This window comes from Picosynechococcus sp. PCC 7002 (assembly GCF_963860125.1).
In the GTDB taxonomy this organism is placed as follows: Bacteria; Cyanobacteriota; Cyanobacteriia; order Cyanobacteriales; family MRBY01; genus MRBY01.
In genome coordinates this window covers 747725-762027 of record NZ_CAWLFA010000001.1, presented here as the reverse complement: position 1 = coordinate 762027, position 14303 = coordinate 747725, and the positions used below count along the sequence as shown (strand labels likewise).

13 protein-coding genes and 2 pseudogenes are annotated in these 14303 nt (G+C 50.0%); 12 read left to right on the top strand and 3 right to left on the bottom strand.

Features of this window, described 5'->3' with window-relative positions:
* Window positions 1-227: 227 nt before the first annotated feature.
* The 8 genes and pseudogenes from cimA to AACQ84_RS16355 all read left to right on the top strand — a co-directional run.
* Window positions 228-1844, top strand: a complete 1617-nt coding sequence (gene cimA / locus AACQ84_RS03695) for a citramalate synthase (protein ID WP_012306359.1) — start codon at window positions 228-230, stop codon at window positions 1842-1844.
* Between the two features lie 350 nt (window positions 1845-2194).
* Complete coding sequence (locus AACQ84_RS03690; RefSeq protein WP_012306358.1) at window positions 2195-2695, top strand: DUF2231 domain-containing protein; 501 nt, start codon at window positions 2195-2197, stop codon at window positions 2693-2695.
* Between the two features lie 3 nt (window positions 2696-2698).
* A complete protein-coding gene (locus tag AACQ84_RS03685; protein WP_012306357.1) occupies window positions 2699-3298 on the top strand; it encodes a DUF2231 domain-containing protein in 600 nt (199 codons plus the stop codon).
* 19 nt (window positions 3299-3317) lie between these two features.
* On the top strand, window positions 3318-4211 hold the full coding sequence (locus AACQ84_RS03680; protein ID WP_012306356.1) for a cytochrome c oxidase subunit II: 894 nt from the start codon (window positions 3318-3320) through the stop codon (window positions 4209-4211).
* Window positions 4212-4293: 82 nt separating this feature from the next.
* Window positions 4294-5949 carry a cytochrome c oxidase subunit I gene (ctaD, locus tag AACQ84_RS03675; RefSeq protein WP_012306355.1) on the top strand — a complete coding sequence of 552 codons (1656 nt, stop codon included), beginning with the start codon at window positions 4294-4296 and terminating at the stop codon, window positions 5947-5949.
* 101 nt (window positions 5950-6050) lie between these two features.
* Entirely contained in the window at window positions 6051-6644 is a 594-nt protein-coding gene (locus tag AACQ84_RS03670) for a cytochrome c oxidase subunit 3 (RefSeq protein WP_041443369.1), read from the top strand.
* Between the two features lie 85 nt (window positions 6645-6729).
* Window positions 6730-8220, top strand: coding sequence for a GMC oxidoreductase (locus tag AACQ84_RS03665; RefSeq protein WP_012306353.1), 1491 nt, complete (start codon window positions 6730-6732; stop codon window positions 8218-8220).
* Window positions 8221-8407: 187 nt separating this feature from the next.
* Window positions 8408-8503: pseudogene (locus AACQ84_RS16355) on the top strand (hypothetical protein); the annotation flags it as partial.
* Here AACQ84_RS16355 and AACQ84_RS16350 read toward each other — a convergent pair.
* Together AACQ84_RS16350 and AACQ84_RS03655 are read right to left on the bottom strand one after the other, a co-directional pair.
* Window positions 8467-8988 (bottom strand): annotated as a pseudogene (locus AACQ84_RS16350) (pentapeptide repeat-containing protein); the annotation flags it as partial. The pseudogenes AACQ84_RS16355 and AACQ84_RS16350 overlap by 37 nt on opposite strands.
* Window positions 8989-9621: 633 nt before the next feature.
* Window positions 9622-10164: an HD domain-containing protein gene (locus tag AACQ84_RS03655; RefSeq protein ID WP_012306350.1), complete on the bottom strand. Its 543-nt coding sequence runs from the start codon at window positions 10162-10164 to the stop codon at window positions 9622-9624.
* A gap of 152 nt (window positions 10165-10316) precedes the next feature.
* Here AACQ84_RS03655 and ureE point away from each other — a divergent pair, with 152 nt between their 5' ends.
* The 4 genes from ureE to AACQ84_RS03635 all read left to right on the top strand — a co-directional run bounded on the left by ureE (window position 10317) and on the right by AACQ84_RS03635 (window position 13957).
* On the top strand, window positions 10317-10766 hold the full coding sequence (gene ureE / locus AACQ84_RS03650) for an urease accessory protein UreE (protein WP_012306349.1): 450 nt from the start codon (window positions 10317-10319) through the stop codon (window positions 10764-10766).
* A 107-nt stretch (window positions 10767-10873) separates the two neighbouring features.
* Entirely contained in the window at window positions 10874-12232 is a 1359-nt protein-coding gene (locus AACQ84_RS03645; protein WP_012306348.1) for an MFS transporter, read from the top strand.
* Between the two features lie 23 nt (window positions 12233-12255).
* Window positions 12256-13419, top strand: a complete 1164-nt coding sequence (locus tag AACQ84_RS03640) for a glycosyltransferase family 4 protein (protein WP_012306347.1) — start codon at window positions 12256-12258, stop codon at window positions 13417-13419.
* A 73-nt stretch (window positions 13420-13492) separates the two neighbouring features.
* Window positions 13493-13957 carry a hypothetical protein gene (locus AACQ84_RS03635; RefSeq protein ID WP_012306346.1) on the top strand — a complete coding sequence of 155 codons (465 nt, stop codon included), beginning with the start codon at window positions 13493-13495 and terminating at the stop codon, window positions 13955-13957.
* A gap of 31 nt (window positions 13958-13988) precedes the next feature.
* Here AACQ84_RS03635 and AACQ84_RS03630 read toward each other — a convergent pair whose 3' ends face one another.
* Window positions 13989-14285: a TatA/E family twin arginine-targeting protein translocase gene (locus AACQ84_RS03630; RefSeq protein ID WP_012306345.1), complete on the bottom strand. Its 297-nt coding sequence runs from the start codon at window positions 14283-14285 to the stop codon at window positions 13989-13991.
* Between the last annotated feature and the right edge of the window lie 18 nt (window positions 14286-14303).

Genomic DNA, 14303 nt, shown 5'->3' with positions numbered 1-14303 from the left:
TCACAAAATCAAAAAAGTATATCCAGTGTACTCGATTCCCCAGAAGCTTCAAAAATCTTGGGACCAGTGATCAATGTTTCCAAAGAAATGTCTAGAAAATTTAGCGATGTACTGACCCCGAAATATCAACAAGATTGTCTAAGTTTGTGGAATCGTATCGAGGCCCGCCTTAGCCAGAAACTCCCTTGCTAGGATCAAAAGCAGCATTTCTAGCCGACGGTTCCCCTATGGTTTCTCCCCAAAACCCAGTTCAGATCTACGACACCACCCTCCGCGATGGTTGTCAGCGGGAAGGGCTTGCCCTCTCCCTCGAAGATAAAGTCCGCATCGCCCAACACCTCGATCGCCTCGGCATTCCTTTTATTGAAGGGGGCTGGCCAGGGGCAAATCCCAAGGATGAACAATTTTTTCTACATCTCCGGGAATATCCACTCCAGCAGGCGAAAATTGTCGCCTTTTGTTCAACACGACGTCCCCATTCCGCCGTCGAAACGGACTCTTTACTCCAGGCATCCCTCCGGGCGCAAACCCACTGGATTACTCTTTTTGGCAAATCTTGGGATCTCCATGTCACCCTTGGTTTAGGCACTACTTTGGCAGAAAATTGCGCGATGATCCGGGAGAGCCTCGCCTATCTAAAATCCCAAAATCGGCGGGTAATTTATGATGCCGAACATTGGTTTGATGGCTACCAACAAAACCCCGAATATGCCCTCAAGACCCTCGAAGCAGCGATCCAAGGGGGAGCCGAATATCTAGTTTTGTGCGATACCAACGGCGGCACATTGCCCCAAGGAATTATGGCCAGTCTCCAGGATATTCAACGGGCATTTCCGGATCTCAAGATTCCCCTCGGCATCCACACCCACAACGATTCGGGGATGGCGGTGGCCAATGCAGTAATGGCCGTGCAAGCCGGAGCCACCATGGTCCAGGGCACCATCAATGGCTATGGAGAACGGTGTGGTAATGCCAATTTATGCACGTTAATTCCCACCCTGCAACTGAAGTTAAATCAGCCTTGTCTCGCACCGGAAAAACTACAACAGCTCACCAGTACAAGCCGCTTAATCAGTGAAATTGTCAATTTAGCTCCCGATGACCATGCGCCCTATGTGGGCCGTTCGGCTTTTGCCCATAAGGGAGGAATTCATGTCTCAGCAGTGCAAAAAAATGCCCTCACCTATGAACACATCAATCCGCAAACGGTGGGCAATGAGCGGCGTATTGTTGTGTCAGAACAGGCGGGATTAAGCAATATTTTGGCTAAAGCGAAAAGCTTCGGCATTGCCCTAGAGAAAACGGATCTGGCTAGTCGGACGATCCTGCAAAAATTAAAGAATTTGGAGCATGAAGGCTACCAATTTGAGGCGGCAGAGGCGAGTTTTCAGTTGTTAATCCGTTCGGCATTGGGGCATCGGCAGGAATTTTTCAAGCTGCGGGGATTCCATGTGAATTGTGATGTGGGAGAAACTCAAAGTACGGCGATCGCCACGATCAAGTTAGAAGTGAACGGGAAAAATTTGCTCGAGGCAGCAGAGGGGAACGGCCCCGTTTCGGCCTTGGATCAGGCTCTGCGGAAGGTGTTGACGAAATTTTACCCAGAAATTGCCGAGTTTCAATTGACGGATTATAAAGTGCGAATTTTGGATGGGGCAGCGGGCACTGGTGCAAAAACCAGGGTTTTGGTGGAATCAAGTGATGGCCTGGAACGGTGGACGACGGTGGGCGTATCAGCCAATATTCTTGAGGCATCCTATCGGGCTGTGGTCGAGGGTATTGAGTATGGTCTGTTGCGGCGATCGCCTTATCCCTCTGTGCCTTTACCTGTGGCAACCCTGTGACTCTAACTCTGCGGGGATGGTGTAGATTTTTTGACCTATTTTCCGATGCGGGAGAGTTGACATTTAGAGGCGATCGCCACCCCTCCTTTTTTGATCTGAGCTAGTATGGTTTGCAAGTCAAAATACCTAAAAAATTTTGGGTATCAGTATTCCTCATTGCCGTCTCTTGTTCTAGTTGTCGGACTCACTCAACTCAGATTTTTAGTTTATTTTCTGGTTCTGGTGTTGATCTACTATGACCCAAACCTACCAAACCCAAAGGACTCTCTTTTTGGAAAATTAGTAACTTAAAAGTTGCTAAGGCTTCAGAATTCTTGGGGACTGGGTCGCATCCTCTCCACGCAATTTTCATGTTTGATAATCTTCTTCCCCCCCTCAACGAGCATAATCTGCCCTATCCCGACACAATTCACCCGATTGTGGTGCATTTTGTGATTGCGATGGTGTTATTTGCTTTTTTCTGTGATGTGCTTGGCTATTTCAGCCGCAACAGCAAACTCTATGAAGTGAGCTGGTGGAATATGTTCGTCGCCACGGTTTCGATTTTTATTGCCATTATCTTCGGACAAATCGAAGCAGGTTTGGCGATCGCCTACGATGCCGTTGAACCCGTGCTCAATCTCCACACGATCATTGGTTGGTCTTTGTCGGGGATTATCGCGGCCTTGACTGGTTGGCGCTACGTGATTCGCTCTAAAAACCCGGAAACCTTGCCGATGTCCTATCTGGGCATGGGAGCCATTTTGACGGGAATTGTTTTTTTCCAGGTTTATCTCGGCGATAAATTGGTCTGGGTTTATGGACTCCACACCACAGAGATTGTCCAAGCAGCGAAAGAGGGACTTTTATAAACGATGTATTCTGATCTGATCCATCAACTCGATTTGGGGGCAAACGGCTTACCCTACAGCATTCCCATTCACCCGAATCTGGTGCATCTGACCCTGGGGCTGTTCATCATTGGCATTGCTTTCGATATTGTCGGTGTATTTTTTACTTTTGAGCGTCCCATTTTTAAATATCTGGCGATCCCGGCCACCCGCTCTAATTTCTTTGATGTGGGCTGGTACAACATGGTAGCGGCGTCAATCATTACCTTTTTTACGGTGGCGGCAGGTTTCTACGAAATGCTGTTGATGGATGCCCCGTCTGAGGTAAAAAGTGCCTGGAATTTTACTGCGATAGATACGATGATTTGGCACGGCATCGGCGGCGTGCTGTTACTGGCGTTAATCGTTGGCATGACCGTTTGGCGAGGCTTTCAGCGCTATGTCTGGCGCAGCGATCGCAGTCGGCAGGTGCAGTGGTGGTATCTGCTGGCGGGACTGGTCATTATGTTTGTAATGTATATCCACGGAACCCTCGGCGCTCAGTTGGCAGCGGAATTTGGGGCGCACAATACGGCGGGTCATCTGCTCCGGCTCGGTGAAGATCCCAATGTGCTGTTGCGGTAGGGGTGAGGAACATTAGGCTATGAAATTAAAAACAATTATTTCACTTTCGGCGATCGCCCTACTTTTGGGGGTATTTAGCTATTGGGTCGGGCAATGGTCTTACAGTTGGTTGCCGCCCCAGGCTTCCGTGGAATCCCAACTGGTGGATCGGCTCTTTAGCACCCTGGTGGCGATCGGCACATTTATCCTGTTTGGCGTTGCCGGCACGATGACCTACTCGATCCTCTTCCACCGGGCAGGACGCTACGACACCAGCGATGGCCCCCCCATCGAAGGCAATGTCACCCTAGAAATCGTTTGGACAACAATCCCCTTCTTGATCGTCATTTATCTGGCCTATTTCAGCTATCAAACCTACCGCGAGATGAATATTCAAGCTCCGGGACATATGCACCAAGAGGCTTTAGTGACCAATGTTTCTACAGGGAAAACCACCATGGCTATGCCCGTCACCAATGTGGAAGTCACTGCCAAGCAATGGGCCTGGATTTTCCATTACCCCGAAAAAAATGTCACCAGCACCGAACTCCATCTCCCGGTAAACCAACGCGCCCACTTCATTCTGCGATCGCCCGATGTGATCCATGGCTTTTTTATCCCCGCCTTCCGGGTGAAGCAGGACGTGATCCCCTTTGAAGATACGGACTTTGAATTTACACCGATCAAAACAGGGAAATATCGGATTCGTGATTCCCAATTTAGCGGCACCTATTTCGCAGCGATGCAAGCCGATGTAGTGGTGGAATCCCAGGAAGACTACCAAACCTGGTTAAACCAAGCAGCCCGCCAACCCCCCACTCCTGCCCCTAACCAAGCCGTCAGTGAATACGCCCGCCGTCAGCAGAAAGAAGATCGTGCTGCCTGGAAAACCGTGCCCCCTGCGCCGCCACCCGTGGTGAATTATCATCCCTGATTTTGTTTATTGACCTTTTTCCTCTGAATTTTTTTGTCAGTCTTCCATAAATTTTCTGTAATTCCGTAATCGCTCACAAACCATGACCCAAGCTCCCCCAGAAGCCCTGACCAACGAGGGACAACCCCTCACCAACCTGCCCAACTGGCGAACCTTTTTTTCCTTTAGTACCGACCACAAAGTAATCGGACTGCAATACATTGTCACGTCCTTTTTCTTTTTCCTCGTCGCCGGAATTTTCGCGATGATCATGCGGGGGGAACTAATCACCCCAGAGCCGGATCTCGTAGATCGCACCGTTTACAATGCCCTGTTTACGATGCACGGCAGCATAATGCTGTTTGGCTGGACATTTCCGGTATTGGCAGGTTTCGCGAATTACCTCGTTCCCCTGATGATCGGGGCACAGGATATGGCATTCCCTCGACTAAATGCGATCGCCTTTTGGATGGTTCCGGTGTTTGGGTCGCTGTTGGTGCTGAGTTTCCTGGCTCCGGGGGGACCTGCCCAGGCGGGTTGGTGGTCTTATCCTCCGGTGAGTATCCAGAATCCAGCGGGCGTTTTGCTTAATGGGGAATTTCTCTGGTTGGTTTCCGTGGCGCTATCGGGAATTTCCTCGATCCTGGGGGCGGTGAATATTGTCACGACCATTGTGCAGATGCGTTGTCCGGGGATGGGCTGGTTTAAGACCCCGGCATTTGTTTGGACGGTGCTAGCGGCTCAAATTATTCAGCTTTTTGGGTTGCCCGCTTTAACTGCTGGGGCGGTGATGTTGCTCTTCGATCTCACGGTGGGCACAACCTTTTTCGATGCCTCCCAGGGGGGCAGTCCGGTGCTGTACCAGCACTTTTTCTGGTTCTATTCTCACCCGGCGGTGTACGTGATGGTGTTGCCGGTGTTTGGCTTTTTCTCGGAATTATTTCCCGTTTACGCCCGCAAGCCCCTGTTTGGCTACAAGGTGGTTGTCGTTTCCTCGATGATTATTGTTGTCCTTAGTGCGGTGGTCTGGGTTCACCATATGTTCGCGAGTGGGACACCTCCCTGGATGCGGATGTTGTTTATGTTCTCGACGATGCTGATCTCGGTGCCGACGGGGATTAAAGTGTTTGCCTGGGTGGCGACCCTCTGGGGTGGAAAATTGCGCCTGGATACGCCGATGCTCTTTGCGATGGGGGGTCTGATTAACTTCGTTTTTGCAGGAATCACGGGGATTATGTTGGCATCGGTTCCGGTGGATATCCATGTGAACAACACCTATTTTGTGGTGGGGCATTTCCACTATGTGATCTACGGGGCGATCGTCTTTGGGATCTATGGGGCGGTGTACCACTGGTTCCCGAAAATGACAGGCAAGATGTACTACGAGGGTCTGGGGAAACTGCATTTCTGGTTGACGATGATCGGCACAACTTTGAATTTTCTGCCGATGCACCCGGTGGGGTTGATGGGAATGCCCCGGCGGGTTGCGTCCTATGATCCGGAGTTTGCGTTCTGGAATGTGATTGCAAGTATCGGTGGTTTTATCCTTGGCATGTCCACGATTCCTTTTTTGCTCAATATGATTGCGTCCTGGATTAACGGCGATCGCGCTCCCGCAAATCCCTGGCGGGCGATCGGTTTGGAATGGCTTGTACCTTCTCCCCCGGAACACGAAAATTTCGAGGAGTTGCCCATCGTCATCGCGGAACCCTATGGCTACGGGAAATCGGAACCCCTCACGGAAAATCTGGGGGGTTAAACCCATGATTTTTTTGTTGTTGCCCCATCACCATTCGTAGGGGCGGTTCGCGAACCGCCCCTACCTAGAAATTCAGTTTTTTTAACACTGCGATTATTGTTATGACTGCCATCAATGAAACCCCGATCTCGGCAACAAGCCACGGACATGGAGAAGAGGATCATCGCCTGTTTGGATTTATTGTCTTTTTGCTCTCAGAAAGTGTGATTTTTATCAGCTTTTTTGTGGGTTATATCGTCTATAAACTCTCGCCAACGGATTGGTTACCGCCGGGGGTGGAGGGTTTAGAAATCCATGATCCGGCGATTAATACGGTGGTGCTGGTTTCGAGTAGTGGTGTGATCTATCTGGCGGAGCGGTTTCTGCATAAAGAAAATCTCTGGGGCTTCCGTTTTTTCTGGCTGCTCACAATGGCAATGGGGAGTTATTTTCTCTATGGTCAGGCGGTGGAATGGCAGAGTTTAGAGTTTGAGTTTACGTCGGGGGTCTATGGGGGAATTTTCTATCTGCTGACGGGGTTTCACGGGTTGCATGTCCTGACGGGGGTCTTGCTGCAAGGGGTAATGCTTGGTCGATCTTTCCTGCCAAATAACTACGCTGGTGGACAGTATGGCGTGGAGGCAACGTCGTGGTTTTGGCACTTCGTGGATGTGATTTGGATTATTCTTTTCGGGCTGATTTATCTCTGGCAATAATTGGGGCGATCGCCGATCTTTTTCCTGACAAAAAATTGCCGAGTTTTGCCCTACAAACATTTTTAGACATAGTGGTGTGTAAGTAATGATTATTGATGACCAAATTTATGACGTAATCGTTGTCGGAACTGGGGCAGGCGGTGGCACGATCGCCCGAAAACTGGCGGATGCTGGCAAGAAAGTTTTGGTGCTAGAACAGGGGCAATTTTCCGAGAAGGAAAGCTCTGAATTAACCGAAGTCGAAGTTTTTAAAAAAGAGCAATACCACGCCCCGGAACAGTGGTACGACCAGCACGGTGAGCCATTTCCTCCCCAAACCAGTTATTGCGTTGGCGGCAACACTAAAATCTATAGCGGCGTGTTGATGCGGCTCCGGGAAAAGGATTTTGAAGCGGTGGAACACAAAGATGGCATTTCCCCAGAGTGGGGGTTAAAGTACGCCGATTTTGAACCCTATTACACCGAAGCAGAAAAGTTATACCAGGTGCATGGGCAAGTCGGGGATGATGCCACGGAACCCTCTCGGAGTCAGGATTATGGCTTTCCCCCGGTCGAAAGGTTGCCCCAACTCGATGCAATTAATCAGCGTTTTAAAGATTATGGTTTGCACCCGAACTATCTCCCCATCGGCATCGGGCAGGAAGGGCGTACGGACTCGGAGGATACGGGGATTAGTCCCGCTATCCGCGCAGGCGATCGCCTAACTTTGAAAACGGGGGCGCAGGTCACCTCCATCCACACCGACCCCTCCGGCAAAATCGTGAAGGGGGTGCAGGCGGTCATCCAAAACCAAGCCTTTTTGTTTGTGGGGGACATCGTGGTGTTAGCGTGCGGCGCGATTAACTCAGCGGCATTACTCCTCAAATCAGCGAACGCCAAACATGAAAACGGTTTAGGCAATAGTTCCGGGCTGGTCGGTCGCAACCTGATGAAGCAATTGATGACGGTCATCGTGGAGCAGGAACCCACCCTCAAAGATGGTCTTTTCCAGCGATCGCTCTACGTGAATGATTTCTATTGGGGCGACCAAGATTTTCCCTATCCCATGGGTCATGTGCAGGATTCTGGCGGCATTTTACAGGATGTTATTTTCTCCGAATCGCCCCCTTTAATATCCGTGGCAGCGAAGTTCTTACCGAAATTTGGGCTAAAACAATTGGCGACCCGCTCCCTGGGTTGGTGGCTGCAAACGGAGGATTTACCGAATCCCGACAACCGTGTGTGGCTGAAAAATAATAAAGTTCACCTCAACTACACCGAGAATAACCTCGAAGCCCACGACCGCCTGTTATACCGTTGGCAGCAGATTCTTAAGGCGGTGGACAAGGAATTTAAAGGAACCCATCCCTACGCTCGGATGCCCATTTCCGTCGTCGCCCACCAGTGCGGAACCTGTCGCTTTGGCACAGACCCCACGGCATCCGTGCTCAATCTGGATTGTCGCCTCCATGACCTCGAAAATCTCTACGTCGTGGATAGTAGTTTTTTCCCGTCCAGTAGCGCCACCAGTCCCATGTTGACGGTCATTGCCAATGCCCTCCGGGTCGGCGATCGCCTGTTAGAAATCCTTAGATAATTAGTCCCAGCGATGTTGCCGCGCTTCATCGACGATCCCCTGAGCTTCTTCGAGGGAAATATCATAGCGATCGCTTAATAATCGCGGAATACGGTTGCAGTCACGGTTGGGATTCATTTTTGGATGCTGGGCATAGGTAGGGAGAGCAACGTTACAGAGAAAGGGCGAGGGCTCTGCCTTGAGTTGAATGGGTTCAAGGTTAAGCACGTCCCGTGAATTGATAAAAAAGAGCAGGGCACCACTGAGATTCGCCTCGCTGAGGTTGGCATCACTCAGGAGGGTGCAGTTGAGATCAGCATCACTGAGATTTGCATACCTGAGGTCAGCGCCGCTGAGGTTGGTGTATCTAAGATTCACGCGGCTGAGATTCGCATACTGGAGTGATGCACCGCTGAGGTTAGCCCCGTTGAGATTGGCGCTGCTGAGGTTCGCCCCGTTAAAATTAGCACCGCTGAGATTGGCACCACTAAAGTTGGCATCAATTAGGCTCGCACCGCAAAAATCAACGCCATTGAGATCAGCACCACAGAAATTAGTGTCATTGAGATCAGCACCGCAGAAGTCAGTGGTTTCCGTCTTTTTTGTGGCCCTGCGGAAACTGAGGAATAGGAAAATGCCGCCAACAATTGCGGCGATCGCCCGGAGGTCGCTGGCTAAAATTTCGCGATCGCGATGGGTGTCAACGAGGGTAACGCTTTCGTTTTGGAATAAATGAGGATAATTGGTTTGCTGTCTTTGGCCAGGGAGCCACCATAACCACCCCGTCATCCAGAGCACAACTGGCAAGGCGATCGCCCCCATTGTCCACCCCTTGTTAATTTCTTCCTTTGGCTGCCATGGCTTGAATCGCTTGGGCATTCTTGAGACTCCCCGAATACTGATCCCATTATTGCGTCCTCGATTTGGCAACACTCTAATCTTTATACAGGCTTCAGGATTCTCGGAAATAGACAAAGGGGAATTGACACCGCAAGTTCTACAGCCCCCAGAAATCGGGTGTTGTGAAGGTAGTGGACTGACCAAAATCAGCTTTACAGTTTTGGGGAACTCAGATTTTTGTCGGTGATGAACGTTCTACCAATGTTCGGACATTGGGTGGCCGCAGCGGGCGCAGTCAAATCCTCCGGGTGGATCAACGAATGAGGGGCAACCACAGCCGCTATGGGTGCATTTTCCTTTGCCGTTTACGGGGTGGTTTGGGGAAATATCTTTTCGAGGCAGCCGCCCAAATAAAAGTCCTACATTTTTGGTCGGTTGAGCGACTGGTGTAAGGGTCTTAGTATTCATCGGTTTGATCGGGTTTACGACTAGACTCCTCCAGGCTAACCTTCCCGGTTGGCGATCGCTAAAAATCGCTAAAAATCTCAAAGTTTCCGTCAATTAATAATTGAGGCATATTTCCTATAGATATTGGTCGTAATCGGATATTTTGACGATCAATCGCTGTGCAAGAAACGGACTGGCCTCACCGAGTTGTTCTAAGATAAACTGTGCTTCACTCTGGTATGTAGCTATTTTGACTTTATCCCAATGCATTGGCGGTGGTTGTAAGTTAGTAATGCGATCGCATAATTTAACCATCCACACTTCCTTAGGTTGCAATTGAATTCTGTTGATACTGTCTTTCATTTGCTCAAATTTTGAAGGCAGTTCTGTATTTTTAGTCAGTGCTAAAACCCCATCGGCGATTTCAATCCCAAAATCACGTTTTACATCCTCAAATGTAGTAGAAGTATCTTCAATGACATCATGCAATAATGCACACAAAACAAGAATGTTTGGATTGTCAATTCTCTCATGGGCCACCGTTGCTGTTGCTTCCATGGCAACCAGCCCAAGATGATTGATGTAAGGAATATCACTGCCTGGTAATTTCTGACCGTTGTGTGCATTTGAAGCGAAATTCCATGCTTTTTGATATTTATCTTGATCCCAAATTTTCATTGATTACCTTTTTTTAACTATTATACGAATACTTTTCCCATAACATTCTTTTTGTTACTTTCCCATAGAATTTTATGAAGCGATTTAGACTAAACTAACACTTACTCCTTGAGAATTGCCGGTTTTCTTGTACTTCCATATCGCTAAAGACGATGGCTAACGCTGACTTAATCTTGACCCAAAAATATCAACCCCAGGCACCGATCCAAGTAGATCTGGAGTTGTTTCTCACCGCTGCCGAACGTCAAAAGAGCCGCCAACGCCTAGAGTTAGACAATGGCCAAGCGATTCACTTCAACCTATCCCGTGGCAGCCATATCCATCCCGATGACTACTTTCAAGACGCGACTGGTTCTACTCTCGTACAGGTTAAGGCAAAACCTGAACCCGTGGTTACCGTCACGGCCTCGACCCCTTTGGAGCTACTCAGGGCTGCCTATCACCTTGGCAACCGCCATGTACCCCTAGAGGTGCATCCCCAGTATCTTCGCTTTTCCCCTGACCACGTACTCGAAGATATGCTTACCCGGTTGGGGTTGCAACTGAAACAGGAAATGCTGCCCTTTTTTCCGGAAGATGGAGCCTATGGCCATCATCACTAAGCACACAATCTGGGCGAATCCTGGGCGGTAACTCCCCAACATAAGGCGATCGCAGGATTTATACTTAAGAGTGATTCCCTTATCAACTTTTTGGTTGCCGAGCACCCATGTCAACGGAAACGGATCTACCGACCCTCTCCCCTAAAGATACTTCCCCAACCGAGATGGGCGTGGCCCCATCCCAGAGTGTAGATGGTTTTGGGCCTGTGTTGCGCAACCCGAAATTCCTCGTCCTTTGGCTTGGTCAAATCTTTTCACAACTGGCCGACAAGATTTATCTCGTGCTGATGATTGCTTTGATTGCCAGTCACTTTCAAACGGCGGATCAGAGCATTAGTGCTTGGGTCTCAGCGATCATGATTGCCTTTACGGTGCCTGCGATTTTGTTTGGTTCCGTTGCGGGGGTTTATGTGGATCGCTGGTCTAAAAAAGGGGTGCTGATTATTTCGAATTTGTTGCGGGGCGTCTTTGTTTTTTGCATCCCCCTCTTACTCTGGCTCGTGCAAGATCAACCCAATTGGTGGGAGCTTCCCCCTGGATTTGTCTTTTTATTGGGGATCACCTTTGCTGTTTCTACCTTGACACAATTTTTTGCGCCAGCGGAACAGGCGACTTTACCGCTCATTGTTAAAAACAAACACCTGTTAGCGGCTAATTCTCTCTACACCACCACGATGATGGCCCTGTTAATTGTGGGGTTTGCGGTGGGAGAACCCTTATTGGGCCTGGCGGATCAGCTGGTTGAATCTTTCGGGATTACGGGGACTTGGGGGAAAGAATTTGTAGTTGGGGGAGGCTATGCGATCGCCGGTTTGATTTTGTTGGCCCTGAAGACCAATGAAACGGAAACGGATCGCCAACGGGAACAGCCCCATGTTTGGGAGGATATTCAAGACGGCCTCAGTTATCTGAATCAAAACCACCGGGTGCGCAATGCGCTGATCCAATTGGTGATTTTGTTTTCTGTGTTTGCGGCCCTGGCGGTATTGGCGGTGAGTCTGGCGGCGCAAATTCCGGGATTAAAGGCAGAGCAGTTTGGCTTTTTGTTGGCAGCGGGCGGCGTTGGTCTAGGGATTGGTGCTTTCTTTTTGGGGCACTGGGGGAATCAGTTGCCCTACCGTACCCTCAGTCTTTGGGGTTCCATTGGAACGGCGATCGCCTTAATTGCCCTTTCTTTTTCGATTCACAATTTGGTTTTTGCCCTTGTGAGTACCACCTGTCTTGGCTTTTTTGCGGCCCTGGTGGGAGTGCCGATGCAGACGACGATCCAGCGAGAAACCCCGGCGATCCTCCGGGGGAAGGTTTTCGGTTTACAGAATAATGCTGTTAATATTGCTCTATCTTTACCTCTGGCCCTGGCTGGGGTGGCAGAAACCTTTTTTGGCCTGCAACCAGTGCTTCTAGGCCTTTCGGGATTGGCGATCGCCGGTGGGGTATTGAACTGGTATATTTCAATCAAATCCTAACGCACACCACAGGATCCCCCTCAATGCATGTTGCTTGGCTCGGTAAAAAATCTCCTTTTTGTGGCAATGTCACCTATGGCCGTGAAGTGACCAATCACCTCCTCGATCGGGGCTATCAAGTGAGCTTTCTCCACTTTGCCCAGCAAGAAGAATGCGATCAGAAATGGCGGGACTGCCCAGAGGTTTTTTTACCCTTCCTCTACAAATCGCAAATTTATACGATCCCCAGTCCGAAATCGAGTCAAGTGCTGATGCGATCGCTCCAAAAGTTTCAGCCAGACCTCGTCCATGCCTCCCTGACCCTCTCACCCCTAGATTTTCGTCTGCCCGACATCTGCCGCGAACTCGATTTGCCCCTAGTGGCCACCTTTCACCCTCCCTTTGACAGCAAACTACGCAACCTCAAATCCAGTACCCAATACCTCACCTACCAGCTCTATGCCCCCTGTCTAGCCAACTATGACCGGGTGATCGTCTTCTCAGAAATCCAAAAAGAAATGCTCGTCAAACTGGGAGTACCACGGGATACGGTGCGCATCATTCCAAATGGCGTCGATGAACAAAAATATGCCCCGGCCCTCAGTGCCTACCGCCACACCTTCCAAGCGAAACGGGTATTCATTTACCAAGGCCGCATTGCCCCTGAGAAAAATGTAGAAGCCCTCCTCAAGGCTTGGCGACTGGCCAATATGGGGAAAGATTGTGTGCTGTTAATGGTCGGCGATGGCCCCCTCAAGGCTTCCCTGGAATTGCTTTACACCGAAGATCAAGGAGTCCGTTGGCTTGGGTTCGTCGGCGATGAAACCCAGCGGATTGACCTCCTCCGGGCGGCAGATGTATTTGTGTTGCCTTCTTTGGTGGAAGGATTGTCTTTATCACTCCTCGAAGCAATGGCCTGCGGTTTGGCCTGCATTGCCACGGATGCCGGCGCCGATGGGGAAGTACTCAACCAAGGAGCCGGGGTTGTCCTCGATACCCAGGGGGTCACCGGACAATTGAAAACCCTTTTACCCTTATTCCGCGAACAACCAGAATTAGTCACAATCCTGGGTCACAAGGCGAGGCAGCGGGTGTTAGAACGTTACACCTTGCAGAACAACATCAGTCAGCTCGAACAAACTTACCAAGAACTGTGTTCCACGGCGGCGTCTGCCCCCCATCCGGCTCCAGTGCAAAGTTTTCCCTAAAAGGTTTACTGTTGGCCAAGGTTTATCATGGGGAGACCAATGTATTTTTTGGCGATCGCCTTGATATTGTTCTATGGATTTAGACCAACAACTGCAAGTCCTCATTGACCAAGCCCCCCAGGATGGCAAGATGCCCCAGGTGATGGCCCAGGCGATCGCCCCAGTCCTCAAAGCCTTCGCCCAAAAATTACAATCCCTCGAATACTATGTTTGTCAATCTTTAGAGGGGGACTGGCTCATCACGACCCTTGCCCAACAGAGCGATCCCCAGCAGACCAAAACCGTTATTTACGGCTTCTCAAGCCTCGCCCTCGCCCAACAGCACCAGGGCAGCAATGCCGATCCGTCCCTAATTGCTGTGCCACTGCCCGTCACCCACCTGTTGTTTCAGCTATTTTCGCTGGCCGCCGTTGATAGCTTGATCCTCACCGAGGCCCAGGGGAGCCTTGAAATTCGCCGCCAGGATCTGCAACAGGCCGTTCAACAACAATTATTAGGCGATCGCCCCCGTCAAACCCCAGGTAGTCAGTGGGCTTAAACAAGATACCAAGGACAAACCCAGTTAATCCCTAACTAGATGGGGTATCAGCTTTTGTTTCCTGATCAGAGGTTTCCGGTTTAGCTTCCGTGGCCTCGACTTTTTCGCCGTTCCCTTCCTCTAGGCGGGCCTGCATCGAAACAGTTTTTTCAATTTTTTCGGCTTCTTTCTTAAATTCTTCCTGGAACTCGTTGGAGGCATCCTGGAAACTACGGATCGTTTTCCCAAGACTCCGGCCAATCTCTGGCAACTTTTTCGGGCCAAAGATTAACAGAGCAATAATAAAAATGAGGGCCATTTCTGGCAGGCCAATCCCGAAAATATTCATAGATTCTGGGGGTTAAGG